The 23,284-nt window shown below is 72.0% G+C and carries 24 protein-coding genes; 11 read left to right on the top strand and 13 right to left on the bottom strand.

The window, feature by feature from the left end; genetic code table 11:
• Positions 1-441: 441 nt before the first annotated feature.
• Positions 442-2,355 carry an EAL domain-containing protein gene (locus AC0AIB_RS15640; protein ID WP_328341056.1) on the bottom strand — a complete coding sequence of 638 codons (1,914 nt, stop codon included), beginning with the start codon at positions 2,353-2,355 and terminating at the stop codon, positions 442-444.
• Positions 2,342-2,965 carry an RNA polymerase sigma factor gene (locus AC0AIB_RS15645; protein WP_328341054.1) on the bottom strand — a complete coding sequence of 208 codons (624 nt, stop codon included), beginning with the start codon at positions 2,963-2,965 and terminating at the stop codon, positions 2,342-2,344. The genes AC0AIB_RS15640 and AC0AIB_RS15645 overlap by 14 nt, the downstream gene beginning before the upstream one ends.
• A 773-nt stretch (positions 2,966-3,738) precedes the next feature.
• On the opposite strand from AC0AIB_RS15645, the gene AC0AIB_RS15650 reads away from it, so the two are divergent.
• The gene (locus AC0AIB_RS15650; RefSeq protein WP_328341052.1) at positions 3,739-4,452 is read left to right on the top strand and encodes an RICIN domain-containing protein; all 714 of its coding nucleotides are present in this window, start codon (positions 3,739-3,741) and stop codon (positions 4,450-4,452) included.
• Between the two features lie 223 nt (positions 4,453-4,675).
• Positions 4,676-5,758, top strand: coding sequence for an NAD-dependent epimerase/dehydratase family protein (locus AC0AIB_RS15655; RefSeq protein ID WP_465096950.1), 1,083 nt, complete (start codon positions 4,676-4,678; stop codon positions 5,756-5,758).
• A gap of 126 nt (positions 5,759-5,884) precedes the next feature.
• On the opposite strand, the gene AC0AIB_RS15660 is transcribed toward AC0AIB_RS15655, so the two are convergent.
• The 4 genes from AC0AIB_RS15660 to AC0AIB_RS15675 all read right to left on the bottom strand — a co-directional run bounded on the left by AC0AIB_RS15660 (position 5,885) and on the right by AC0AIB_RS15675 (position 9,362).
• Positions 5,885-6,634, bottom strand: coding sequence for a ZIP family metal transporter (locus AC0AIB_RS15660; RefSeq protein ID WP_328341048.1), 750 nt, complete (start codon positions 6,632-6,634; stop codon positions 5,885-5,887).
• Between the two features lie 103 nt (positions 6,635-6,737).
• On the bottom strand, positions 6,738-7,946 hold the full coding sequence (locus tag AC0AIB_RS15665) for a GNAT family N-acetyltransferase (protein ID WP_328341046.1): 1,209 nt from the start codon (positions 7,944-7,946) through the stop codon (positions 6,738-6,740).
• Between the two features lie 50 nt (positions 7,947-7,996).
• On the bottom strand, positions 7,997-8,716 hold the full coding sequence (locus AC0AIB_RS15670; RefSeq protein WP_328341044.1) for a PP2C family protein-serine/threonine phosphatase: 720 nt from the start codon (positions 8,714-8,716) through the stop codon (positions 7,997-7,999).
• An 85-nt stretch (positions 8,717-8,801) separates the two neighbouring features.
• On the bottom strand, positions 8,802-9,362 hold the full coding sequence (locus AC0AIB_RS15675; protein WP_328341042.1) for a helix-turn-helix domain-containing protein: 561 nt from the start codon (positions 9,360-9,362) through the stop codon (positions 8,802-8,804).
• 69 nt (positions 9,363-9,431) lie between these two features.
• Between AC0AIB_RS15675 and AC0AIB_RS15680 the strand changes: the two genes are divergently transcribed.
• On the top strand, positions 9,432-10,745 hold the full coding sequence (locus AC0AIB_RS15680; RefSeq protein ID WP_465096951.1) for a benzoate/H(+) symporter BenE family transporter: 1,314 nt from the start codon (positions 9,432-9,434) through the stop codon (positions 10,743-10,745).
• Here AC0AIB_RS15680 and AC0AIB_RS15685 read toward each other — a convergent pair.
• The 5 genes from AC0AIB_RS15685 to AC0AIB_RS15705 form a co-directional block, all read right to left on the bottom strand.
• Complete coding sequence (locus tag AC0AIB_RS15685; RefSeq protein ID WP_328341038.1) at positions 10,732-11,004, bottom strand: hypothetical protein; 273 nt, start codon at positions 11,002-11,004, stop codon at positions 10,732-10,734. The two genes, AC0AIB_RS15680 and AC0AIB_RS15685, sit on opposite strands and share 14 nt — an antisense overlap.
• A 672-nt stretch (positions 11,005-11,676) precedes the next feature.
• Positions 11,677-12,039 carry a hypothetical protein gene (locus AC0AIB_RS15690; protein ID WP_328341036.1) on the bottom strand — a complete coding sequence of 121 codons (363 nt, stop codon included), beginning with the start codon at positions 12,037-12,039 and terminating at the stop codon, positions 11,677-11,679.
• A gap of 68 nt (positions 12,040-12,107) precedes the next feature.
• Positions 12,108-12,356, bottom strand: coding sequence for a hypothetical protein (locus AC0AIB_RS15695; protein ID WP_328341034.1), 249 nt, complete (start codon positions 12,354-12,356; stop codon positions 12,108-12,110).
• A 79-nt stretch (positions 12,357-12,435) separates the two neighbouring features.
• Positions 12,436-12,894, bottom strand: coding sequence for a large conductance mechanosensitive channel protein MscL (mscL, locus tag AC0AIB_RS15700; RefSeq protein WP_328341032.1), 459 nt, complete (start codon positions 12,892-12,894; stop codon positions 12,436-12,438).
• 40 nt (positions 12,895-12,934) lie between these two features.
• Positions 12,935-13,618, bottom strand: a complete 684-nt coding sequence (locus AC0AIB_RS15705) for a FadR/GntR family transcriptional regulator (RefSeq protein WP_328341030.1) — start codon at positions 13,616-13,618, stop codon at positions 12,935-12,937.
• 49 nt (positions 13,619-13,667) lie between these two features.
• Between AC0AIB_RS15705 and AC0AIB_RS15710 the strand changes: the two genes are divergently transcribed.
• Positions 13,668-14,972 carry an MFS transporter gene (locus AC0AIB_RS15710; RefSeq protein ID WP_328341028.1) on the top strand — a complete coding sequence of 435 codons (1,305 nt, stop codon included), beginning with the start codon at positions 13,668-13,670 and terminating at the stop codon, positions 14,970-14,972.
• Positions 14,973-14,981: 9 nt separating this feature from the next.
• Here AC0AIB_RS15710 and AC0AIB_RS15715 read toward each other — a convergent pair whose 3' ends face one another.
• Positions 14,982-15,338: an STAS domain-containing protein gene (locus AC0AIB_RS15715; RefSeq protein ID WP_067310147.1), complete on the bottom strand. Its 357-nt coding sequence runs from the start codon at positions 15,336-15,338 to the stop codon at positions 14,982-14,984.
• Positions 15,339-15,496: 158 nt separating this feature from the next.
• Here AC0AIB_RS15715 and AC0AIB_RS15720 point away from each other — a divergent pair, with 158 nt between their 5' ends.
• Genes AC0AIB_RS15720 through AC0AIB_RS15745 form a run of 6 tightly spaced genes read left to right on the top strand, consistent with a single transcriptional unit; the run spans position 15,497 to position 21,088 of the window.
• Positions 15,497-16,357: an STAS domain-containing protein gene (locus AC0AIB_RS15720; RefSeq protein ID WP_328341024.1), complete on the top strand. Its 861-nt coding sequence runs from the start codon at positions 15,497-15,499 to the stop codon at positions 16,355-16,357.
• Positions 16,357-16,773, top strand: a complete 417-nt coding sequence (locus AC0AIB_RS15725; RefSeq protein WP_328341022.1) for an STAS domain-containing protein — start codon at positions 16,357-16,359, stop codon at positions 16,771-16,773. Before AC0AIB_RS15720 ends, AC0AIB_RS15725 begins: the two co-directional genes overlap by 1 nt.
• Positions 16,770-17,186, top strand: coding sequence for an ATP-binding protein (locus AC0AIB_RS15730; protein ID WP_328341020.1), 417 nt, complete (start codon positions 16,770-16,772; stop codon positions 17,184-17,186). Before AC0AIB_RS15725 ends, AC0AIB_RS15730 begins: the two co-directional genes overlap by 4 nt.
• On the top strand, positions 17,183-18,199 hold the full coding sequence (locus AC0AIB_RS15735) for a SpoIIE family protein phosphatase (RefSeq protein WP_328348960.1): 1,017 nt from the start codon (positions 17,183-17,185) through the stop codon (positions 18,197-18,199). Before AC0AIB_RS15730 ends, AC0AIB_RS15735 begins: the two co-directional genes overlap by 4 nt.
• Before the next feature lie 23 nt (positions 18,200-18,222).
• Positions 18,223-19,548, top strand: a complete 1,326-nt coding sequence (locus AC0AIB_RS15740; RefSeq protein ID WP_328348959.1) for an ATP-binding protein — start codon at positions 18,223-18,225, stop codon at positions 19,546-19,548.
• A gap of 1 nt (position 19,549) precedes the next feature.
• Positions 19,550-21,088: a SpoIIE family protein phosphatase gene (locus AC0AIB_RS15745; RefSeq protein ID WP_328341018.1), complete on the top strand. Its 1,539-nt coding sequence runs from the start codon at positions 19,550-19,552 to the stop codon at positions 21,086-21,088.
• A 719-nt stretch (positions 21,089-21,807) separates the two neighbouring features.
• On the opposite strand, the gene AC0AIB_RS15750 is transcribed toward AC0AIB_RS15745, so the two are convergent.
• The gene (locus tag AC0AIB_RS15750; RefSeq protein WP_465096952.1) at positions 21,808-22,656 is read right to left on the bottom strand and encodes a DUF6597 domain-containing transcriptional factor; all 849 of its coding nucleotides are present in this window, start codon (positions 22,654-22,656) and stop codon (positions 21,808-21,810) included.
• Between the two features lie 31 nt (positions 22,657-22,687).
• Here AC0AIB_RS15750 and AC0AIB_RS15755 point away from each other — a divergent pair, with 31 nt between their 5' ends.
• Positions 22,688-23,284 carry a TIGR03086 family metal-binding protein gene (locus AC0AIB_RS15755; protein ID WP_465096953.1) on the top strand — a complete coding sequence of 199 codons (597 nt, stop codon included), beginning with the start codon at positions 22,688-22,690 and terminating at the stop codon, positions 23,282-23,284.

The raw sequence follows: 23,284 nt of genomic DNA on the forward strand, positions 1-23,284 counted from the left end.
CGACTGCGGTCGACCGGCACGCCGACCCGATGTCGTCGGTGGGGCCTGATCGTCTGAGGCGCGGCGCGGGTCTTCGCGATCGGCCTGATTGTGCGCCAAGTCGTCGTATCCAATCCTGGTCAAGCCTAATACACCAGACGTCGAGCGCCACTGGCCGACGCCGATGGGTGCCAACCTTACCGTCTATCCGGTCGCGCACCCGGCCGCGATTCGACAACTGTGGACGGTTCCGTCCCTTTGCGCTGGTCAGCGATCGGGACGCAATGTGGCCGAGGCGTTCCTGACCGACCGCGGGCGCTGGACGCGCCGCGGTCGGCGAATCCTGGCGGGCTGCTGAGGGTGGCACCCGGTCGGTCCGGCCCCGTCGGGCACCTCCGGTCGGCTGGCCGACCATGCCGTGGACCGCGGGATGCCGGGCCGGCCGAGGGCCGGGCCTCTCAATCAGCCCATGGCGATCTGCTCCGGCGGAAGCCGCAGCTCGAGTTCGATCGTCTGCACCTGTTGCTTCGGGTTCACCGCTATCGGCTCAGGCCGCCCGGTTCCGTAACCCTGGGCGAAGTCGACCCCCCAGCTTCGCAGCAGTTCGAGGGTTTCCTCGTCCTGCACGTACTCGGCGGCCACATGGATACCGAGGGTGTGACACAGCTCCACCAGTTTCGACACGACCGCCTGGTCGGCCGGTGACCGGCAGAGGTTGACGACGAACATTCCATCGATCTTCACCAAGTCCACCGGAAGATATCGCAAATGGGCGAGGGCGCCGTATCCCGTGCCGAAGTCGTCGAGCGCCAAATGGCAGCCGGCCTGCCTGATCCCGGTGGCGAAGGCCAGGGCTTCGTTGCGATTCTCGATGAGAGCGGTCTCGGTGATCTCGAAGGTCAGGCACTCCGGCTTGACCCGGTGGCGACGGATCGCCTCGTTCACGTAGTGGAGCAGGCCCGGGTCGGCGAGCGACTTGCCGGAGACGTTGATCTGGTAGTGGGAGGTCTGCGCACCCCGACCGATGAGTGCCAGGGCGTGGTCGATGACCCACTTGTCCACGGCGAGGATCTCACCGACGCGTTCGGCCATGTCGAGGAAGGCCCAGGGCGCGGTCGGTTCGCCGATGTCGCTGCGCACCCGGAGAAGGATCTCGTGCCGGGTGACCTGGTTGAGGCGAAGGTCGACGATGGGCTGGGCGTAAAGGGCGAACCTGTTGGCCGACACCGCACCTCGTACCCGGGAACGGCACCGGTCGGTCCGGTCGTCGGCGGCAACCGGTTGGTCGAGAACCGTGATCGGGGCGGCGTTGCGGCGCGCGTCCCGGGCCGCATGCTCACCGTCGACGAGGAGGTCGAACCCGGTGTCGGCGATACCGCTGCCGAAGTGCACCAGACCCGCCCAGGTGTTGAGGCGCAGGGTCCGCTGACGGACGCTGAACAGGTGGCGTCGGAACGTGTCGACGAGTCGGGTCGCCAGGGTCTCGGCAGCCTCCGGGTGCCCGTCGGCGCGACCGAGCAGCACCCCCCACCAGCCGGAGCCGACCGGACCGCAGGTCACGTCGGCACCGACGGTCTCGCGTAGGAGGTGGGCGATCGCGGCTGCCAACTCGTCGCGGTCGTCATCGGTGAGGGCGTCGGGTAGCCGGGTGGCCGGTTCGGTCGCCACGACGACGACCGCCCCGCCGGTGGTCCGGCGTGCCCGGTCCACCTCGTCGATGAGGTAGCCACGCGTCGGCAGTCCGGTCACGGTGTCCTGCACGGCCAGATCGGCACAGAGCATCCCACGTCGAACGGCGAGCCGCTGGCGCTCCTGTCGGGCCAGCTCACACGCGGTGACGTCCGCTCCGGTGGCGATGATCCCCGACGGTTCGTCGGCGGTGGTCAGGATTTCGAGGTGGCAGCGTACGTGACGGACGCTGCCACCCGGATGGATCACCCGGAACTCGACGTCGTCGGGCCTGCTCTGCTGCCATGCCGTCCGGACGGTCCGGCGCAGCATCTCCACGTCCGCGGGATGAACGAGATCGACCAGGCTCTCGGGGGTGAGGTGGAGGGTTCCAGGCGCCTGTCCGAAGATCATCGCCATCTCGTCCGACCAGCAGAGGCGTCCGGATCCTCGGGCGCCGCCCCCGCCGGGCGTCCAGGTGATCGTGCCCTGCTTCGCCAACTGGGCGGCACGGGCGACCCTGGTCGCCTCGTCGACATCTTCGCTCAACGGGTCGAACAGATCGCTGTCGACGAATATCCGGTAGCCGTCGGCGACGGCGGAGTCGTAGTGCCCCTGCGCTGCCCGCGCCACGCGGCGGGCGCGGGCGAGTTCGAGAGGACTGGGCCGGCCCGTCTCGGCCAGCGCCAGAATGTCATCGAGATCCACGACTTCCTCCCTGACGCCGTCTGCCTTCCGGATTCGTGTAACCCGCCTTCTCGGCCAGTTCACGCAGCTTTCTCCTCGCGGCGACCTTGTAGGTCCGGACGCTGTTCTCGGTCAGGCCGAGGATGCGGGCGATCTCCAGATTGGAGAACCCCTCGCGCGACATCTGGAACACCTCGGCGTGCCGCGAGGGAAGCTGGTGCAACCAGTTCCGTAACGTCTCCCGCGCCTCCCACACGTCGGCGATGTCGGAGTCCGGCGCGGGTGGCAGGTCTTCCGGCGCGACTGCGGTTTCGCGCTGACGTCGTTGGCGGTCCTTGCGGATCTTGTTCCGGGCCGTGGTGATCACCCAGCCGACCGGCTTGGTGTAGATACGGATCTTGTGCCACTGGTCGCGCCCGTGCGCGTACGCCTCGTTGAGCGCGTCCTCGACCGCCTCACGGTCCCGGCACTCCGCCCGGAGAATTCGTTCCACCGTGTGGTAGGAGGCCTCGGCGAAGCTGGCGAATTCCTGATCGTGCCTGGCTTTGAGACGCGCGGCGTCCGCCTGTCGCATCGCCTCCTTGTCGACCGGTTCCGGCGTCCGGGCAGCGGTGCCCTCGATCTCGATCATGCGGCCTCCCCGGGGGTCTCGCACCGCTGCATGCCACAGGCTCCCAGCTCCACCCTGCGGTGCCCGTCACGATCACGCTCCACGATTCGCACCACGTCATGCTGAACCGCTGCCAGCCTTACCAGCCCCCTCATCCGGGCCGCGGCACGTGTCGACGCCTCACGTTCCTCGTGTAGACGTGTCCGGTGCGCAACATAGGCCCGTAGCAAGCCCGCTGCCGTCGCGGCAACGGCCAGGGTCGCGGCCATCGCTTCGGAGCCGGAGAGCGTCTCCGCCAGCGCTTCGTTCATCATTCTCCCTAGTCGCCCTCGGTCTGCAATTACTATCCGTGGCGAGGCCGGAATGTAGATGCCGCACTGTCCACAATCTTCACAGAGATCCATGATCAAGCGTTTAAGCTGGCTACACAGCCTAAAGTCATGTCTGCGACACGCTGGGCGATAGGGTGTTCGGGCGGAGCCGGGGTGATTCTCCGTCACTTCTCATCACTGTGTGTTTCTGGATAATCACCTCAGCTCGCGGCTCCAGGCTCGTCGAGCCGAGCCGGCGTGCCGACACCGTCCGGTTCGGACCATCGCACTGCGCCGGCCACCGCGACTGGCCGCGGCGCGGCGGCCCGGCGGTGCCGACGATCTCAGGTTCTTCCGGGTACGGGGAAACCGGCGGGTGACCACCGGCGTCCAGTCTGTGCTGCGGCGCTTTCAGCGCCGGTGTGAGGTTCAGGTGTGGAGAGCTCCGCGCACCCGTGCGGGGTCCGGTTTGAGGAGCACAGCATGTTCAAGGTGAAGTGGGTTACCGGGGTGGCGTTGCTGGCATGCTCGGGCGCGTTGGCGGCCTGCGGGGACGGCACCGGGACGCCCACCGACGCCGCGTCGGCCAGCGCGACGCCGTCGGGCACCGTGACACCCACCGGTGCCGTGACGCCCAGCGGTACGGCAGTGCCCGGCGAGCCGGTGACCCCCTCGGCGACGGCCACGACACCCCCCAAGCCCACCGCGAAGCCGTCGGCCACGGCCGGTTCCGCCGGGTCCGTGCTGTCCGGCAAGCGGGAGGTGACCATCGTCCGGGTGCAGTCGACGGAGTCCGGGGTGGCGCTGGACGGCGGCACCCTCGTCGAGGTCGACGACGACAGCGGACGCCAACTGTTCGTGCCGACGCCGACCGGTGCCGGCAAATACCTGATCAAGTCGTACGGCAGGCGCGACAACCACCCCGCCAGCGACGACCCCGCCTGCTGGCAGGTGGTCAACCCGGCCAACGGCGGGTCGCTCACCGTCGAGGGGGCGGCCTGCGACTCCCGCAAGCCGGCCCAGCTTTTCACCATCGCGAGCGCGGGCAAGGGCGCGTACGCGATCAGCAACAACTCGGCGTTCCTCCAGTTCTCGCCGAGCCGTGGCCTGATCCTGGAAGAGCTGGGGGACGCACCCCTGCTGAGCACGTTCCGCCTGGTCGACAACGGTCCGGCCCGTACCCCGGCGGGCGGCTGACCCACGACCGGGCCGCCCCGGGCGGTGGTCCCGCCACGGCGGCGAGCTGGCGGTGTCCGGTCGACCGGACACCGCCGGCCACGGTCCGGGCCGTTGTGGTCCGGGCCGTTGTCAGGTCGTGCCGTTGTGGTCCGGGCCCGGGTGGGTCGAGCCGGGGTGGGGCAGTCGGGGCCGGTAGGGCGGTTCGGGGTTGGGGTCGGGCTCAGCGGGTACCGCAGCCGGCATGCGGATCGTGATCGTGGGGGCCAGTGGCAACGTGGGCACGGCGGTGCTGCGTCGGCTGGGCCGGGAACCGGGGCTGGACCTGGTCGGCGTCGCCCGCCGACTGCCCGCCCCGGACGCCGGCGCGCCGTACGACGGGGTGCGGTGGCACTCCTGCGACATCGGGGCGCCGGACGCGGTCGACACGCTGACCGCGATCTTCGCGCGGGCCGACGCCGTCGTGCACCTGGCCTGGCAGATCCAGCCCAGCCACGACCAGCGCACCCTGCACAGGACCAACGTCGGCGGCAGCCGCGCGGTGACCGAGGCCACCGTGCGGGCCGGCGTCCCCGCCCTGGTGTACGCCTCGTCGGTCGGCACCTACGCGCCCGGCCCGAAGGACCACCCGGTCAGCGAGCGGTGGCCGGCGACCGGGGTGCCCGGTTCGTCGTACAGCCGGGACAAGGCCGAGGTCGAGGCGATGCTGGACACCGTCGAGGCAGCACATCCGCAGCTGCGGGTGGTCCGGCTGCGCCCCGGGTTGATCTTCCAGCGGGACGCGGGTACCGAGATCACCAGGTACTTCCTCGGGCCACTCGCCCCGGTGCGGCTGCTGCGCCACGGGCGGATTCCGCTCGTACCGGCCAACCGCCGGCTGCGGATGCAGGCGGTGCACGCCGACGACGTCGCCGACGCGTACGCCCGGGCGGTCCTCGGTGATGCGCGCGGCGCGTTCAACGTCGCCGCGGACCCGGTGCTGACCCCGGAGCTGGTGGCCCGGCACTTCAAGGGCTGGACGGTGCCGGTGGCCGCTCCGGTGCTACGTGTCGCCGCCGCGCTGACCTGGCGGTTCCGGCTCCAGCCGGTGGACGCGGGCTGGGTGGAACTGGGCCTCAACGCGCCGCTGATGTCCAGCGCTCGGGCCGAGACCGAACTCGGCTGGCAGCCGCAGGTCGACGCGGTGACCGCGCTGAAGGAGTTGTTCGCCGGGATGGCCCGCGGCGCGCACACCGGCGGTCCGCCGATGTCCGGTGCCCCCGACCTTCCCGGTCGTCCCGCCGGCCTGCTCCGGGGCCGCGCCCCCGGCCAGGGCAACCCCTACTGACCAGCGACGCCCCGCCCCTCGGCCTGCTCGTGTGCGGGGCTGCTCGTGTGCGGGGCTGCTCGTGACCTTGCTGGGCGGGGTGCGGACTGGGCGGGGCGCGGGATGTGGGTGTGAGGTGGGGGTGGGTCAGGTGTGGGAGAGGGCGAAGGCGGTGAGGAAGCCGAGGACGGTGATCAGGCCGACCAGCAGGTGGGCGTCCTCGAACGCCTCCGGAACCATGGTGTCGGTGATCATCGCGAGGATCGCCCCGGCGGCCAGGGCGGTGATGGTGGCCAGCACCTCCGGTGGCGCACCGCCCAGCAGGGTGTTGCCGAGCAGCGCCGCGATGCCGCTGATCAGGGTGATCGCCGTCCACAGAGCGAAGACGTACCGGCGGGAGCGGCCGGCCCGGCGCATGCCGGCGGCGCTCGACAGCCCTTCGGGCACGTTGCTGAGGAAGACCGCGACCACGGTGACCAGGCTGACCGGGCCGCCGGTGAGCAGGCTCGCGCCGATCACCACCGACTCGGGTACGCCGTCCAGCAGCGCACCCACCGCGATCGCCGACCCGGAGCCGGGCTGCTCCTGCTCGGAGGGTTGTTCCTCGCCGGACCGCTTCCGGTGCCGGGCACCCCGTCGGGCGAGGAGCAGGTTCGCGCCGGTGTACGCCAGCGCCCCGCCCGCCGCCCCGATCACGGTCGGCAGCAGCCCGCCCTGCTCGTGCGCCTCGGCGATCAACTCGAACGAGACCGCGGAGAGCAGTACGCCCGCACCGAACGCCATGATCGACGCGACGACCTTGCGGGGCACCCGGGCGAAGAACCCGACGGCGGCCCCGACCAACAGGGCGGAACCGGCCAGCAGGCCCCACGCCCCGGCTTGCAACCACTCCGGCATTCCGGGGACCGTACCCAGCCCCGTCCCGCGGCAACCCGGCCCCGTCCCGCGCCAACCCGGCTTCGGCCTGGGGCAATCCGGCCCTGGCCTGGGGCAATCCGGGTCAGAAGTCGGCGAAGAGGTAGGGGAGGGCGCGCGGGAAGAGTCGTCGCAGCTCGACCGCTGCCTCCGGGCCGACGTCGCCCAGCCCTCGGATGTGCACCTCGGCCGGGTCGAGCACCCCGTACGCCAGCGCGGACAACCCGGCGGCGGTGAGCGTCGCCTCCGGTACCGGACCGCCTGAGGCCACCGCCGACCGGCCACCGGGGGTCAGCTCCAACCGGCCACCGGTGCCGGCGAGCAGGTGGATGCCGGCGAGCCAGCGGTCGTCGACCAGTTCCACCCGGACCCGGCCGGGTCCGGCGGGCAGCCCGGCGAGGACGTCCACGCTGAGCAGGCGGGCCATCGGCGCCGGTGAGCCGGGTCGGGTCACCCGGGCCTCGACGTGCACGGCCAGGTCGGTCAGCCACAGCTCGGGCAGGTCGTCGGCGGGGATCTGGAGGCTGATCCGCTCCACCTGGTCGACGTGCCGGGCGAGGAACTGCAACAGCAGGGCGCGGGCGTACGGGTCGGCGGCGAGCAGGTCGTCCCCGACCAGCTCGCCACCGTGGTCGTCGATCCGGTAGGTGAGCGCGCCGACCACGCTGCCGTCGATCGTCGCGGTGATCAGCCACCTGTCGTCCCGGTCGCGCAGGCCGACGTCCCGGAACTCGGGGAAGATCGCGAAGCCGTGCCGCTCGCGCAGGCACCGCTCGATGAACGACCGGTAGCGGGCGTACCCGGCGCCGATCTGTTCCCAGCCCACCGTGCCGGGCAGTTCGGTACGTAGCAGCGGGGCCAACTCGGCCGGAGAGAACCGGACGGTACGCGCCCGGGGCAGCCCCACGTAGCCGAACCGCTCGTAGAAGCTGGCCCGGAACGGGTACAGCGCGCTCACCGGGTGCCCGCCGTCACGCATCTCGTCGAGGAGTTGGCACACCAGGGCGCGGACATACCCCTGCCGGCGGGCCAGCGGGTGGGTGGCGATCCCGGCGACCCCGGCCATCGGCAGCACCGCACCACGCAGGTTCTGCCGCATCGGGATGGCGCTGGCGGTGGCCCGTGCCTCGCCCCCCTCCTCGACCACGAGCGTCCGGTTGCCCTTGTTGTACGGCAGGTACCTGTGGAACGCGTCGACGCGCTCCCTGCTCAACGGGGACGCCTCGAAGGCGTACGCCTGGATCGGGAAGCTGGTGGTCAGTCGTTCCTCGGCGGCCAGGCGACGGATGAGCATCCGTCCATCCCAACCCGGCCGGCGGTCCGCCGCAACCCGGTTGGCCCGGTTCAGCCCTCGGTGACGTCGGAGACCACCACTGTGACGTTGTCCGGTGCGCCGGCCTGGTGGGCCAGCTTGACCAACTGCTCGCCGCAGTGCTGTCGGTCCTGGTAGGTGCCGAGCGCACCGTGGATCGCCTCGTCGGCGACGTAGTCGGAGAGCCCGTCACTGCACAGCAGCACCCGGTCCCCGGCGAACACGGTCAGCACGCCGATCGCGGGTGGCGCGTCCGCCCCCTGTACGGCCCGGGTCACCAGGGACCGCTGCGGGTGGTGGCGGGCCTGGTCGGGGGAGAGCGCACCCTGGTCGACAAGCGCCTGGACGAAGGTGTCGTCCCGGGTGAGCTGGGTCAACTCGCCGTCACGCAGCAGGTAGCAGCGGGAGTCGCCGACCTGGGCGAGGACCAGGGTGTCCCCGGCGAGCAGGGCGGCGGTCAGCGTCGTACCCATGCCCTCGCGGGCCGGGTCGGCGGAGATGGCGGCGCGGATGCGTCGGTTGGCGGTGGAGACCACGGCACGCAACGCCTCGGCGGCCTCGTCGGTGCCGGTGGGCGGGACCAACTCGTCCAGGATGCGGATGACGATCTCGCTGGCCACCTCACCTGCGGGGAGCCCACCCATGCCGTCCGCCACCGCGACCAGGCGTTCACCGGCGAGGGCTGAGTCCTCGTTGTTGGTGCGGACCAGGCCGACGTCGTTGATGATGGCCGAGCGGAGGATCAGCGTCATACGACAAGCTTGCCGGATACACCCTCCATTCGTCTCTACGCACTGGTGCGTGGGTGGAAGAAATGAGCCCCGTGTCGGTGGTGGGTCAGCTACGGGGATAGCGCAACAGCAGGCTGGCGGCGACATCCTCGTCGCCGAGGGCGGCGTAGCCGTGCGGGACGTCTGAGGTCCAACGCAGGTGGTCACCGGTGGAGGCGGTCTGCGGGGCGTCCACCGGGCCGGCGCGCAGCACCCCGGCGAAGACCGTGACGTGCTCGGTGACTCCCGGTCGGTGGGCGGGGGAGACCTGCTCCCCGCCGGGGCGGACCCGCAGCCGGTACAGCTCGTAGCTGGCATCGGTGTCGGTGAACGACTCCAGCAGGGTGGCGACGACCGTGGCGCCCCGGACGGTCGGGGTGGCGGCGGGTCCGGCGAGTACTGCCGCCAGCGGTACGCCGAGCTGGGCGGTGATCGCGTAGAGCGTCTCCAGGGTGGGGTTGCGGGTGCCGTTCTCCAGCGCGGAGAGGGTGGCCTTCCCGACCCCGGCGGTACGGGCCAGCGCGGAGAGGGAGACCCCGCGCTCGGTACGCAGGGCGCGGAGCCTGCGGCCGACCGCCTCGGCGTCGGCGTCGAGTGGTGGCCGGCGGGCTGGGCGGGGCCGGGTCATGCCGCTATGGTGCTACACGACCGTTGTTCCGTAAACGGAACGATGGTCGACGGCGCGAGGGAGGCTGTGGTGGGGGATCGGCTGCAACCGGTGCTGGCCGGGGTGGTGACCGCCGTGGTCGGCTTCGCCAGCTCGTTCACCGTGGTACTCGCCGGTCTGCGGGCGGTCGGCGCCAGCGAGGCCCAGGCCGCCTCGGGGCTGCTCACGGTGAGCGTCGCCGCCGGGATCTGCGCGGTCTGGCTCGGGTTGCGGCACCGGATACCGATCGCGATCGCCTGGTCCACGCCGGGTGCGGCCCTCCTGGTCGCCACGGGGCCGGTCCCCGGGGGTTGGCCCGCCGCCGTGGGGGCGTTCGCGCTGTGCGGGCTGCTCATCGTCGCCGCAGGCCTCTTCCCCGCCCTGGGCCGGGCGGTGGCCGCCATCCCCGCCCCGGTGGCGGCGGCGATGCTGGCCGGGGTGTTGCTGCCGCTGTGCACCGCCCCGGTACGCGCGCTGGTCGAGGTGCCGGCGTTGGCCGCGCCGGTGATCGTCACCTGGCTGGTGCTGCACCTGTTCGCCCGCCGCTGGGCGGTACCGGCCGCGCTGGTGGTGGCGGCTCTGGCGATCACGCTGACCACGTCGGGCGTGGGGGTGGGCATCGGTGACCTGCGGCCGGTGGTGTCGCCGACCGTGCCCACGTTCACGCTGCCCGCGGTGGTCGGCCTGGCGCTGCCGCTGTTCCTGGTCACCATGGCCGCGCAGAACGTGCCCGGCACGGCGGTGCTGCGCGGGTACGGCTACCGGCCGCCGCTCGCCCCCGCGCTGCGTACCACCGGATTGGCAAGCGCGCTCGGTGCCGCCACCGGTGGGCACGCGGTCAACCTCGCCGCGATCACCGCCGCCCTGGCGGCCAGCCCGGACGCCCACCCCGACCCGGACCGGCGCTGGATCGCCTCGGTGACCGCCGGCATCGGCATGGTGCTGCTCGGACTCGGCGCGGGGGCGGCGACCACAATGGTGCTGCTCTCTCCACCGGTGCTCATCGAGGCGGTCGCCGGGCTCGCGCTGCTCGGTGCGTTGGCCGCCGCCCTCTCCTCGGCCCTCGCCCCCTCCCCTGCACCCGCCTCCGTTGCCTCTCCGGCAGCCGTTGCCTCTCCGGCAGCCGCCCCCTCCCCGGTGGCTACCGACCCGCAGAGCCGGGAGGCTGCCGTGGTCACCTTCGTGGTCACCGCCTCGGGGGTGAGCCTGCTCGGCGTGGGTGGGGCGTTCTGGGGGCTACTGGCCGGCTGGTTGCTGCTGGTGCTCTTCCGCCGCCGGACGCCGACCACGGGGCTGCCGGGTTTGCCGGATCCCGAGGGGACCTCGGTTGCCGGGGGTCAGGCCGGGCAGGTCACGGTGCGCTGACGGTCACCTCGACCGCCATCACCCGCAGCCGAAGGTCCGGCACGTACTGTTCGACGGTGGCCGCGAACTCCAGCGCGTGCTCCCGGCTGTCGAGCAACACCAGGGCGTGCCCCGTCTCCCGGTCCGCCTCGTCCGGCCCCCACCAACCACGGACGAACCCCGGGCTCTGCCGGACCACCTCGGCCATGTGCGCGTACTGCTCCTGTCGCGACTGCGCCGTACCGGCCGGCATCCGCTGCTCTCCGATGACCATGTACATCGGTCCACACTAGAACGCACGACCTCGACTCCGCGGGCCCGCGGAGACGACAGGCCGGACGGTCGCCCTTCCCGCCGCATCCTGGTGGCGAATCCCCGTTGCTGGTGGCGAATTCCGGTGCTGGTGGCGAATCCCCGGTGCTGAGGGTGAATCCCCGGTGGGCAGTAGCACCTCTACGGGTCCTTTCGAGCTGATGACGTCAACGACTCACCGACAGCAGGACGGCAAGCGCATCGACGCGCCCACCTCGGCGGACGGGCCGCCGAACAGGCGGAACCGGACCGTCGCAGCGAGGATGCGACCCGCCTCGCCGTGCCCCTCGGTCGCCGGCGCGATGGTGATCTGCTCGGGTCTGCTTCCGGGGTCGGCGACCCGGCGCGGTCCGGCGTGGTCCGGCGTGGTCCGGCGACCGGTTCGGGTGTCAGTCGATTGGCCCGCATCAGCGCGCCCACCAAGAACAGCCCGCCGCGGACGATCTGCTGGCGCTGCCACCGATGACTCGTCTACGTCATCAGCTCCAAAGGACGCGCGACAGGATTGTCGGCCCCCAGGCGATGCCGTTGACCGGCGTGCGTGCGTAGTAGAGATCTCCGCACGCACGCCGGCATACCCAAGCAGAGCGCGGCCGACCAGCGCCGGGCCGGGCAGGTGGTGTGGGGAGGAGGGGGTGGATTACTCCTCGGGGGGCAGGTCGCCGACGGGAACGCTCAGGCGTACCCGGTCGTCGACGACCGTGGCGATCTGGTCGGCCAGCACGTACACCGCGCCGGTGCGGGCCAACTCGGTAGAGACCTTGAGGTAGCCGGTCCGCAGCAGGCGGGCGGCCAGGTCGGCCGGGACGTCCGGCTCCTCGACGGCCGCCGACTCGATCAGCTCGTCCAGGCTGCCGCCCGGATCGGTGGCCGTCGAAGCCTGCACGGCCACCGCGTTCGGATCACCCCGCTGGACGAGGTCCACCGTGCCGACCTCGACGCCGACGGTGTCGACCACCCGCATGCCGGTGGTGACCCGGGAGATGACCGCCTGTTCTGCCATGCCCTGCTGCTCCATCCACGGGCGGTTCCCTGCTCCGCCCGACGCTAAACCGCCCCCGCGCCCCGACGCTAGACCGCCGGGCCCCAGGCGCTGGGCGGCCGTGGGGACAACTCCCGCCAGGCGTCCGCCCCCTCCAGCAGGGCCCGGACGGTCTCCTCGGCCTCGTCCGCGCTGCCGTACTCGTAGAACTGGGAGACGCCCTCCGCGCCGCCGGCCCGCTGCTCGACGTGCCACCGGTCGGCGTCGACCCGGAGGAACACGTCCCGCCGTGCCAGTCGTCCCCATTTGCCGTTCCACCAGTGCCTACGCTGCTCCATGGCCGGACTCTATCGAACATGTGTACGACAGGAACCGGCCCCTGCGGGAATTCCGCAGGGGCCGATGTGCGCCGGTCGGTCAGCGCGGGGCGGGCGGCTCCGGACGCCGACCGAGCACGTCGTCGAGTGCGCCGCGCTGCCCCGGAGCGACGTGGCCGCCGGCCAGCAGTGCGTCCCGGATCTCGGTGAGCAGCTTGACCTCCTCGCTCGGCGCGGCCGGCGGCGGCTCCTCGCCCCGCTTGCGCCGCTCGGCCAGCTTGTTCATCGGGAACACCACGAGGAAGTAGAGAACCGCTGCGGTCAACAGGAACGTGATCAGGGCGTTGAGGAAGCCGGCCCAGTCCATGTAGTTGTCCTCGGTGATCTCCCACTTCCCGGCGAACTGGCCGGTGCCCCCTCCGACCGCCTTGATCACTGGTTCGAGGAACGACTTGGTCAGTTGGGTGACCACGCCCGTGAACGCGGCGCCGATGACGACACCGACCGCCAGGTCGACGACGTTGCCGCGCATGATGAAGTCTTTGAAGCCCTTGAGCATCCGTACTCCTGTGCCGTCCCGATTCTCCGTCGGGGACAACCTATGCCCCGGACGGCGGCTCCAGGAAAGCACCGGCCTCGATCGCCGCCCGCCCGGGATCACCGTCCCGGATCGCCGTCACCAGCCGGCCGTGGTCGACGTACCGCTGGGGTTGCAGGGTGTCACCGATCGCGTGCGCGACGGTGCTGCGCAGCGCCGCGCCGACCGAGGCGTACAGCTCGGCCAGCATGGCGTTGTGGGCGGCGGCGACCACCGCCGTGTGCAGCGCGACGTCCGCCTCCACGAACTCACCGACCCGGCCCGACCGCCAGGCGGCCTCCCGGGCGGCGAGCGCGCCGTCGAGCGCCACCAGGTCCTCCGGGGTACGCCGCAGCGCGGCCAACCGGGCCGCCTCGACCTCGAACGCCCGGCGTACCTCCACCACCTCGGCCATCCGGTCGTCGGTGAGCCGGCGGGCCACCACCGGGGCCAGCTCGTCGGTCGACACCACGTACGTCCCGGAGCCCTGCCGGCACTCCAGCACCCCGGCGTGCACCAGGGCCCGGACCGCCTCGCGGACGGTGTTGCGCCCCACCCCGAGCGCCGTCACCAGTTGCGGCTCGGTGGGAATCCGCCCACCGACCGCCCACTCGCCGCCGAGGATCCGGCCCCGGAGCTGCTCGATCGTCTGTTGCACCCGCTGACCGCGCGGGGGCACGGGCCGGGAATCGACTGACGGTGTCACCGGTTACACCAGCTGCCGAAATTCATCCCATGATTGTAGGTTCGAGGTCATGACCCCGCCAACCGCCAGCGCCGAGGCCACCACCGGCCGGAGCGCCGCCGCCGGCCCGACCGCCACCGTCGAAGCCCCCGGACCGGGCGTCCGGCCGGCCCACCGCGCCCCGTCGCCGGTCACCGGTGGCGCGTTGGTGCTGGTCGGGATGCTGCTTGTCGCGCTCAACCTGCGGGCAGCGGTGACCAGCCTCGGCGCCCTGCTCGACGAGGTGCGCACCGGGCTCGGTCTCTCCGGCGCGATGGCCGGGTTCGTCACCACCCTGCCCACCATCGCCTTCGCCGGCCTCGGCGCGCTCACCCCCTGGCTGGTCCGCCGTTGGGCGGCGCCCCGGGTGCTGGTGGTGGGGATGCTCGCCCTCACCGTCGGTCAGGTGCTCCGGGTGGTCACCGACTCGGCGGCGGTCTTCGTGCTCACCAGCGCGCTCGCCCTGGCCGGCATCGCGGTGGCGAACATCCTGCTGCCGATGCTCGTCAAACAGCACTTCCCGCACCGCACCGGGCTGGTCACCGGGGCGTACACGATGGCCCTGACGGCGGGTACGACGGTGGCCGCCGCCTCCGCCGTGCCGGTGGCGCACGCCTTCGGCTCCTGGCGGGCCGGGCTCGGGGTGTGGGCGGCGTTGGCGGCGGTGGCCGTACTCCCGTGGGTGCCGCTGGCGCTGCGGGCGCGCGCCGCCCGACGGGCCGCGCCCCCGACGGCGGTCCCGACCGTCCGTTCCCGGGTCCGACCGGCCCGCACCCGGCTCGGCTGGGCGATGGCTGTCTACTTCGGCGCGCAGTCGCTCAGCGGGTACGCGGTCATGGGCTGGCTGGCCCAGCTCTTCCGGGACGCCGGCTTCCGTGCGGAGAGCGCCGGACTGCTGCTCGCCGGGGTCACCGCGCTCGGCGTGCCGGTGGCCCTGCTGATGCCGACGCTCGCCGGCCGGCTCCGGACGCTTCGCCCGCTGGTGTTCGGGCTGACCGCGTTCTCCGCGGCGGCCTACCTTGGGTTGGCGTTCGCCCCGCGCGACGGGGCGGTGCTCTGGGTGCTGCTGCTCGCCTTCGGCCAGGGCGCCTTCCCGCTGATCCTGACCACCATCGGCCTGCGCGCCCGGACCGCCGACGGGACTGTCGCCCTGTCCGCCTTCGCACAGAGCACCGGTTACGTGATCGCCGCGCTCGGCCCGCTGCTCGTCGGGGTGCTCTACGAGGCGACCGGCGGGTGGACCGCGCCGATGGGCTTCCTGCTCACCGCGCTCGCGGTGCAGACGACCGCGGGCATGGTGATCGCTCGCCCCCGGTTCATCGAGGACGAGCGCTGAGCAAACCGGTCAGGACGAGGCGGGGGTGGGGTCGCCCGCGACGGCCTCGTCGACAGTCGGGTAGGTGTGCAGCACCTCGACCAGACCGCTGACCTCGAGGATGCGCAGCACCCCGCGCTGCGGGGCGGCCAACCGCACCACGCCGCCGGCCTCGTCGCAGCTGTTCTTGGCCCGGACGAAGACCGACAGCCCGGTCGAGTCGCAGAACGACACCTCGGCCAGGTCGAACACCAGCCGGCTGCGACCCTTGTCGAGCAGGTCGGTGATCTGGTCCTGCAACTGCGGTGCGGTCGCCATGTCGAGTTCGCCCGCGACCGACACGACGACGACGTCGCCGCGCTGTTCCGTGTGCACCGTCAGGGACATTCAGACCTCCTGTTATTGGTGAAACGGTATCCCACGGACGGCGGGACACGCAGAACGGGAGCGCTTCCGGTGGGACCGATCATTCCTTTGCCGCGCGGCAACTACCGGGCCCACCCCCGGTGATAGAGTCCGGCCGGCCCAGCTCACAGGAGGTAACCATGGCGTTGACCGCAGACGGAGGTGACCGGCTCCTCGGGCTGCTCACCGGGCACGGCGAGCGTGTCGTGCAGCGGTGGACCGAGATCGTCACCGCCTCGCTGCGCGGTCGGCTCAGCCAGGCCGAGCTGCGCCTCCAGGTGCAGGAGCTGCACGCTAGCATGATCAGTGCTGGCGGCGCCGGTCTGGCGGACCTCCAGGCACCCGGAGCGGGTGAGCTGCGGGCGGTGCTCGCCGACCTGTCCCGCAGCCGGGCCCGGCAGAGCTTCACCGCCACCGAGACCGCGATCAGCATCTACGCCCTCAAGGACGTCCTGGTCGAGCTGGCCGAGACCGAGGGCGTCGAGCTGTCGCTGCGCGACGTCGTCGACTTCACCGGTCTGGTCGACCGGATGGGGCTGCTCACCTTCGAGACCTACGTGCAGACCCGCGAGGGCCTGATCGCCGACCAGGCCGAGCAGCTGCTCGAACTCTCCACCCCGGTGGTGAAGATCTGGGACGGCGTGGTCGCCGTGCCGCTGGTCGGCACCCTCGACTCGGCCCGCGCCCAAGTGGTGATGGAACGGCTGCTCCAGACCCTGGTCGACACCGGCTCGCCGTACGCGATCATCGACATCACCGGCGTGCCGGCGGTCGACACCCAGGTCGCCCAGCACATCCTCAAGACGGTGGTGGCCGCGCGGCTGATGGGCGCCGACTGCATCATCTCCGGCATCCGCCCGCAGATCGCCCAGACCATCGTCGCGCTCGGTATCGAGTTCGGTGACATCGCCACCAAGGCGAGCCTGGCCGACGCCCTGCGGCACGTGCTGCGGCTCACCGGGGTGGAGGCCTCCCGCCGCCACCCGCGTCGGGAGGCGTGATGGAACGGGTGCCGATCCTGAAGATCGGCGACATCCTGCTGGTCTCCATCCAGATCGACATGTCCGACCAGACGGCGGTCGCCCTCCAGGAGGACCTGGCCGAGCGGATCGTGGCGACCGGCTGCCACGGCGTCATCATCGACATCACCGCGCTGGACATCGTCGACTCGTTCGTCGGCCGGATGCTCTCCACCATCGCCTCGATCTCCAAGGTGCTCGACGCCGAGACGGTGGTCGTCGGGATGCGTCCCGCGGTCGCCATCACCCTGGTCGAGCTGGGCCTGTCGCTCAACGGCATCCGGACCGCGCTGAACGTGGAACGGGGCATGGAGCTGATCGCGGCGACCCGCGACGACCTCGGGTACGACGACGACCCCGAGGACGTGGAGTCCGGGACGGCGGCGACATCGCCATGACCGCGGGAGTCGACCTGGGCCCACAGACCCAGGCGATCGGCAGTGACGAGGACGTCGTCCGGGTCCGTCAGTTGGTGCGTACCGTGGCGGTGGCGGTGAAGCTGTCCCTCGTCGACCAGACGAAGCTGGTCACCGCCGCGAGCGAGCTGGCCCGGAACACCCTCATCTACGGCGGTGGTGGCAGCGCCGAGGTGACCGTCGTCGAGGACGGCCGGCGACGCGGGGTGCGGATCGTCTTCGCCGACTCCGGTCCGGGCATCGCCGACCTGGGCCTCGCCCTCACCGACGGCTACACCACCGGTGGTGGCCTGGGCCTCGGCCTCAGCGGTTCCCGTCGACTGGTCGACGACTTCGACATCCAGACCGCACCCGGCGAGGGCACCCGGATCACCATCACCAAGTGGTCCCGATGATCCACGACGTGGTGCCGGACGCGGGTCACTGGTACGGCGTGGAGAGCGGTGGCGCCGCCAGCACCGTCCGCCGGGCGGCGGAACGCCTCGGCGGACAGCTCGGCCTCGGTGAGAACCGGGTCGCCGAACTGGCCATCGTCGCCGCCGAGCTGACCAGTAACCTGGTCAAGCACGCCCAGGAGGGTGTCCTGCTGCTGCGGCCGGTGCGCACCGGCGACACCGCCGGGGTGGAGCTGATCGCGATCGACTCCGGCCCCGGGATGGCCGATCTGACCGTCTCCTCCAGGGACGGTCACTCCACCACCGGCACCCTGGGCATCGGGCTCGGTGCCATCGCCCGCCAGGCCAGCTGGTACGACGCCTGGTCCCGGCCGGGTCGGGGCACCGTCTTCGCGGTGCAGGTGTGGGCGAAGGAGGTACGGGTCACGCCGGCCTGGGCGGCGGGGCTGACCCGGCCGATCACCGGTGAGCAGGTCAGCGGCGACACCCACGCGATGCGTACCGAACAGGGGCGGCACCAGGTGCTGGTCTGCGACGGTCTGGGCCACGGGCCGTTGGCCAACGTGGCCGCCGAGGCGGCCGTCTCCGCGTTCCGCACCGCGCCGGCCGGTCCGCCCGCCACCGTGGTGGCGCATCTGCACCGCGCGATGTCGCACACCCGGGGAGCCGCGTTGGCGGTGGCGGAGCTGGACCCGGCGGCGGGTCTGCTGCGCTACGCCGGGCTGGGCAACATCGCCGGGACGGTGCTGGCCCCGGACGGCACCCGGCGGGGGCTGGTGTCGCTGCCCGGCATCGCCGGCCACCAACGCCCGACGGTGCGCGAGTACGACTACCCGTTCCCGGCCGGCGCGACCCTGGTGATGCAGAGCGACGGGGTGGTGGACCGGTGGCGGTCCGACGACTATCCCGGGCTGACCGGGCGGGCGCCGGTCGTCGTCGCGGCGACCCTGCTGCGGGACGCCGGGATCCGCCGGGACGACGCCTGCGTGCTGGTCGCGAGAACTCCGTCGTGACCGCCCGCGAGCCACTCCTGCGGATGGCGTTGCGGGTGGAACAGGACATCTTCGGGGTACGCCAGCGGGGCCGGGAGGTGGCCGCGGCGATCGGGCTGGAGCACCAGGACCAGGTCCGGTTCGCCACCGCGCTCAGCGAGGTGGCCCGGGACCTGCTGCGGACGGTGGACGGCGCTGACGTCAGCTTCGCCGCCGTGACGGAGTTGGACGGCCGGCGGTTCCTCAGCGTCGACCTCGCCCCGCTGCGTCCACTCCCGGGCAACCGGTACGAGCCGCAGTCCGGCGCGGTGGCGCGACTGGTGGACACCCTGGGGCTGGCGGACGTGACGGGGGATACCGTCGTGAGGATGTCCCGACGTGTACCGGCCGCCGCTGCGGCGCTGAACCCGACGCGCCTGGCCGAGCTGCGCGCCGAGCTCGGGACCAGCGCGCCGGCCAGCGCCCTGGACGAGTTGGCCGCCCAGAACGGGCAGCTCATCGCCGCCCTCGACGAGGTACGCAGCCAGCGGGACGAGCTGGCCGTGCTGAACGCCGAGCTGGAGGAGACCAACCGGGGCGTGATGGCGCTCTACGGCCAGCTCTCCGAGGAGCTGGAGGAGACCAACCGGGGGGTGGTGGCGCTCTACGCCGAGCTGGACGAGAAGTCGGCCCAGTTGCGTGCGGCGAGCGAGTCGAAGAGCCGGTTCCTGGCCAACGTCAGCCACGAGCTGCGGGCTCCGGTGACCGCGATCATCGGTTTGGGGCGGCTGTTGACCGACTCCGCGTCGGACCCGCTCACCGTCGAGCAGGCCCAGCAGGTCGAACTGGTCCGGTCCTCGGCCGCCGACCTGCTCTCCCTGGTCAACGACCTGCTCGACCTGGCCAAGGCGGAGTCGGGCCGGATCGAGCCGGACTGGGCGGAGGTCGACCTGCGGGCGGTCTTCGGGCAGCTACGGGGGACGCTGCGGGCGCTCACCCTGCGCTCCGAGGTGGAACTGCTGGTGGCGGAGCCGCCCCCGGGCACGGTGCTCCGTTCGGACGAGGTGCTGCTGGCCCAGGTGCTGCGTAATCTGCTGCACAACGCGGTGAAGTTCACCGACCGGGGCGAGGTGCGGATGCGTGCCGAGCGGGCCGCCGACCGGGTGCGGATCTACGTCTCGGACACCGGGCCGGGCATCCCCGCCGAGCTGCACGAGCGGGTCTTCGAGGAGTTCTACCAGGTGCCGGGGACCAGCCGGCGTAGCGGCACCGGCCTCGGCCTGCCGTACGCGCGGCGGTTGGTGACCCTGCTCGGCGGCACCCTGACGCTGGTGAGCGAGCCGGGGCAGGGCAGCACCTTCACGGTGGACCTGCCCGTGGCGGAGGTGTGACATGGTCGGCGCCCCGGCGACGATCCTGGTGGTCGACGACAGCCCCACCAAGCGCTACCTGCTGGTCAGCTGGCTGACCCGGGCGGGCTTCACCGTCCGGGAGGCGGAGAACGGCACCGAGGCGCTGGCCCGGGTCGGGGTGGACCCGATCGACCTGGTGGTCCTCGACGTCCGACTGCCGGATCTGAGCGGCTTCGAGGTCTGTGAGCGGATCAAGGCGGATCACCCGGCGATCCCGGTGATCCACGTGTCCGCGCATGCGGTCGACGTGGTGGACCGTACCCAGGGGCTGACCCGGGGCGCGGACGCGTACCTGGCCGAGCCGATCGAGCCGGAGGAACTGGTCGCCACCGCGCACGCGGTGCTGCGTTACTACCAGGCGCGGCAGCGGGCCGAGCTGCTCGCCGAGCGGCTCACCGGGTTGGCCGACACCACCGTGGCGGTGCACGCCGCGTCGACGTTCACCCGCCTGCTGCAGGAGGCGGCGGCCGGTGCGGCGCAGATCTTCCGCAGCCCGGCGGCGGTGGTCGCGGAGACCTTCGACGGGGACTGCCTGGCCGGGATCTCCGCCGGTCCGGGGGAGGAGCCGGAGGTCGTACCGTGGGTGGTCGACGACACCGGCGTGCCGACCGGCGCGACCGTGCGGGTGGACGCCCCCGAGGACTGGGGGCTGGTGCGGTGGCCGGCGGACGACACGGTGACGGTGGCCGCCGCCAAGTTGCGGGAGGACCGCGCCCCGCTCTACGTGGTGGTGCCCACCGCCACCCAGACCGCCCGGACGCCGGTGCTGGTGCAGCTCGCCCAGGCGGTCGCCTCGGCGGTGGAGGCGCAGCGCTCCTACGACGAGGAGCACCGGATCGCGGTCACCCTCCAGCGGAGTCTGCTGCCCCGACGGCTGCCCGAGGTGGTCGGCCTCGACCTGGCGGTGCGCTACGAGCCGGCCAGCGCACAGACCGAGGTGGGCGGGGACTTCTACGAGCTGGTGATGCTCGACGGGCACCTGTTGGTGGCGATCGGCGACGTCGCCGGCCACTCGCTGCACGCGGCGACGGTGATGGCCGAGCTGCGGCACGCGATGCGGGCGTACGCGGTGGAGGGGCACCAGCCGGGGGTGATCCTGGAACGGCTCAACGTGCTGATGCGTACGCTGCTCCGCAACGAGCTGGCGACCCTGTGCATCCTGCTGCTGCACCCGCCGACCGGCCGGATCCGGCTGGCCAGCGCCGGGCACCTGCCGGCGCTGGTGACGGTGGACGGCCGGGTGGAGTTCGTCCAGCAGTCGGCCCCGCTGCTCGGGGTGCGCGCGGACCGCCCCGAGGACTTGGAGTTCACCTTGCCGGCCGGGGCGACGTTGGTGCTCTACACCGACGGGCTGATCGAGCGACGGGACACCACCATCGACGACGGCCTGGCCGCCTTGGCGGCCTGCGCGACAGTGGTCGACGCCGACCTGGACGGCTTCTGCCAGCGACTGCTGGTCGAGCTGGCCCCGCCGGAGATCCACGACGACGTCGCGGTGGTGGCGGTCCGCCGCCGCTGAGCGGTGCCGGCTGCTCTCCGGGATCTGCCCTGCGGTGCGCAACGGTGTCCTCGTGCGCCGAGGTCACGCCCTGCCACTCGATGGTGGGTGGCGCGGGGTGGGTGGCGCAGGGTGGGTGGCCCGCCGGTTCGCCAGAGGTCAGCCGAGCTGCGGACGGTCGGGATCGTGTTCCACGGCCGTCACCTCCACCACCTTGATCCCGCTACTTCGATCACGCAGAGTGTTCAAGCTGGAGCGGGCTCCCTATGTTGCTCACCGTGACTACTTTCCCACCCCCGACCATCCCCCTCATCAGACTTTGCTCTGCTGCTCTATGCGCGACATCTTCCTGAGCTGCTACTTCACAAATCTCGGTTAATGCGCCGCTTCCCCTGCCGGACACGGTGGGTAGCTGGCGTCTGGGTGGCAGCAGAGCAAAGGATGCGAGGCGGTAGGTGTATGGGGGTGGCTGTCATTACGCACCGTCGTGGCTTTGGGTGGGATGGTCTGCTGCATCCGGGAACGCGGAGAGCTCCGTGATACGCCGACCGTTCGATGCTCCCGAAGCGCGCCGCGGAGGCAGCTCGCCACCTCGTGACGGTGGGTAGGACACCTGCCTGACCCGTCGGGCTGGGCCGGCGGCGGCGGATGCCGCTGACTCTCCGCGATCGTCCGGCTGACGCCGTCCGGGCGCATGCGGCAGACGCCGGGCGTCACCGCGAAGATCGCCAGGGTGCCGGTCAGCGCAGTGAGCGGGCGTAGCCGGTGGGGGTGCGGCCGGTGACGGCGGCGAAGTCGCGGGCCAGGTGGGCCTGGTCGCTGTAGCCGAGGTCGGCGGCGAGGGCGGCCCAGTCGGGCAGCCCGGTGGCGGCCTGTTCGATCGCCTCCAGGAGGCGGTACCGACGGATCACCCACTTGGGGCCGACGCCGACGTGGTCCAGGAAGAGCCGCTGCAACCGGCGGACGGGGAGGTCGTGTCGACGGGCGAGGTCGTCCACCCGCAGCACGCTCCGGTCGGTCCGGATCGTCTCGGCCAGGGCGATCGCCTCGGCCGCGCCCGGGTCGGGCTGCGGTGCCCAGGCGAGCAGGAAGGCATCCAACGCGTGGCGGCGCTCGTCGTCCGTACCCTCGCAGCGGGTCGGCGCGACGGCGGGCCCGGCGGCGGGGGTCGGTGCGACGGTGGACCCGGCGGCGGCGGCGGGGGTGGCGGCCGGGCCGGTGGCGAGGGGAACGTGCCGGTCGGTGAGTTCGGCGACCGGGCGACGCCAGAACGGGCGGAAACCCCCGGGGCGGAACTGGATGCCGCTCACCGTTCCGGTGCCGGTCAGGGTGACCGTGAACAGCGTCCGGCCGACCCCGGCCAGCCCGGCGGTCTCCGGGCCCCCGGCATCCCGACGGAAGACGACGTTGACCGCCGGGTGCGGCACCACCTGCTGCACGAACGGCGCGGTCAGCGCCCAGTCGACCAGCCAGTAGTGCTCCACCCAGGGGCGCAGCGCGGGGGTCGGCAGGTGTCGACGGAACCGCAGCTCCCGGCGGAGCCGGGCCGGATCGAGGATGCCCCGGTCGTCGCCGCGTGGCTGTCGCATTCGTTCAAGACCGCCTTCATACGCTCGCCATATGGCAACGAAGACTAGTGAGCTGCTGGCCACCGCCGCGCCGCAGACCGTGGCGTTGGTCCGGGCGATCGGCGACGACCAACTCGACCTGCCCACGCCGTGCGTGGACTACACCGTCCGGGGACTGCTCAACCATGTGTACGACGTGACTGTCAACTTCCAGCGGCTGGCCGCCGGGCAGGAGACGGACTGGTCGGTCAAGACCGATCACGTGGCCGGGCCGGGCTGGCGGGACCGGTTCGCGGCCGAGACCGCGCAGCTCGTGGTGGCCTGGGACGACCCGGCCAGCGAGGAGGGTGTCGTGCCCGGGATGGGGCTGCCCCGGTCGACGGTCGGCCTGATGGGGGTGGTGGACCTGGTGGTGCACGGCTGGGACCTGGCGCGGGCGACCGGCCAACCGTACGAGCCGACACCGGAGAGCATCGGGGCCTTGCACGGCTTCATGGACGCGATGGGGCCGACGGGTCGGCAGATGGGCGCGTTCGGCCCGGAGGTGCCGGTCGACGCGGACGCGACCGAGCTGGACCGGCTGCTCGGTCGCACCGGCCGCGACCCGGCCTGGAGAGTGCTTGACACCAGCTATTCACTGGATGAATAG

Source organism: Micromonospora sp. DSM 43699 (assembly GCF_055517075.1).

Excerpts from the sequence above, each read along its gene's own strand:
- AC0AIB_RS15645 (WP_328341054.1), bottom strand. The coding sequence starts at position 2,965 with ATGATCGAGATCGAGGGCACCGCTGCCCGGACGCCGGAACCGGTCGAC.
- AC0AIB_RS15650 (WP_328341052.1), top strand. The coding sequence starts at position 3,739 with ATGTTCAAGGTGAAGTGGGTTACCGGGGTGGCGTTGCTGGCATGCTCG.
- AC0AIB_RS15655 (WP_465096950.1), top strand. The coding sequence starts at position 4,676 with ATGCGGATCGTGATCGTGGGGGCCAGTGGCAACGTGGGCACGGCGGTG.
- AC0AIB_RS15660 (WP_328341048.1), bottom strand. The coding sequence starts at position 6,634 with ATGCCGGAGTGGTTGCAAGCCGGGGCGTGGGGCCTGCTGGCCGGTTCC.
- AC0AIB_RS15665 (WP_328341046.1), bottom strand. The coding sequence starts at position 7,946 with ATGCTCATCCGTCGCCTGGCCGCCGAGGAACGACTGACCACCAGCTTC.
- AC0AIB_RS15670 (WP_328341044.1), bottom strand. The coding sequence starts at position 8,716 with ATGACGCTGATCCTCCGCTCGGCCATCATCAACGACGTCGGCCTGGTC.
- AC0AIB_RS15675 (WP_328341042.1), bottom strand. The coding sequence starts at position 9,362 with ATGACCCGGCCCCGCCCAGCCCGCCGGCCACCACTCGACGCCGACGCC.
- AC0AIB_RS15685 (WP_328341038.1), bottom strand. The coding sequence starts at position 11,004 with ATGTACATGGTCATCGGAGAGCAGCGGATGCCGGCCGGTACGGCGCAG.
- AC0AIB_RS15690 (WP_328341036.1), bottom strand. The coding sequence starts at position 12,039 with ATGGCAGAACAGGCGGTCATCTCCCGGGTCACCACCGGCATGCGGGTG.
- AC0AIB_RS15695 (WP_328341034.1), bottom strand. The coding sequence starts at position 12,356 with ATGGAGCAGCGTAGGCACTGGTGGAACGGCAAATGGGGACGACTGGCA.
- mscL (WP_328341032.1), bottom strand. The coding sequence starts at position 12,894 with ATGCTCAAGGGCTTCAAAGACTTCATCATGCGCGGCAACGTCGTCGAC.
- AC0AIB_RS15710 (WP_328341028.1), top strand. The coding sequence starts at position 13,668 with ATGACCCCGCCAACCGCCAGCGCCGAGGCCACCACCGGCCGGAGCGCC.
- AC0AIB_RS15715 (WP_067310147.1), bottom strand. The coding sequence starts at position 15,338 with ATGTCCCTGACGGTGCACACGGAACAGCGCGGCGACGTCGTCGTCGTG.
- AC0AIB_RS15720 (WP_328341024.1), top strand. The coding sequence starts at position 15,497 with ATGGCGTTGACCGCAGACGGAGGTGACCGGCTCCTCGGGCTGCTCACC.
- AC0AIB_RS15725 (WP_328341022.1), top strand. The coding sequence starts at position 16,357 with ATGGAACGGGTGCCGATCCTGAAGATCGGCGACATCCTGCTGGTCTCC.
- AC0AIB_RS15730 (WP_328341020.1), top strand. The coding sequence starts at position 16,770 with ATGACCGCGGGAGTCGACCTGGGCCCACAGACCCAGGCGATCGGCAGT.
- AC0AIB_RS15735 (WP_328348960.1), top strand. The coding sequence starts at position 17,183 with ATGATCCACGACGTGGTGCCGGACGCGGGTCACTGGTACGGCGTGGAG.
- AC0AIB_RS15740 (WP_328348959.1), top strand. The coding sequence starts at position 18,223 with ATGGCGTTGCGGGTGGAACAGGACATCTTCGGGGTACGCCAGCGGGGC.
- AC0AIB_RS15745 (WP_328341018.1), top strand. The coding sequence starts at position 19,550 with ATGGTCGGCGCCCCGGCGACGATCCTGGTGGTCGACGACAGCCCCACC.
- AC0AIB_RS15750 (WP_465096952.1), bottom strand. The coding sequence starts at position 22,656 with ATGCGACAGCCACGCGGCGACGACCGGGGCATCCTCGATCCGGCCCGG.
- AC0AIB_RS15755 (WP_465096953.1), top strand. The coding sequence starts at position 22,688 with ATGGCAACGAAGACTAGTGAGCTGCTGGCCACCGCCGCGCCGCAGACC.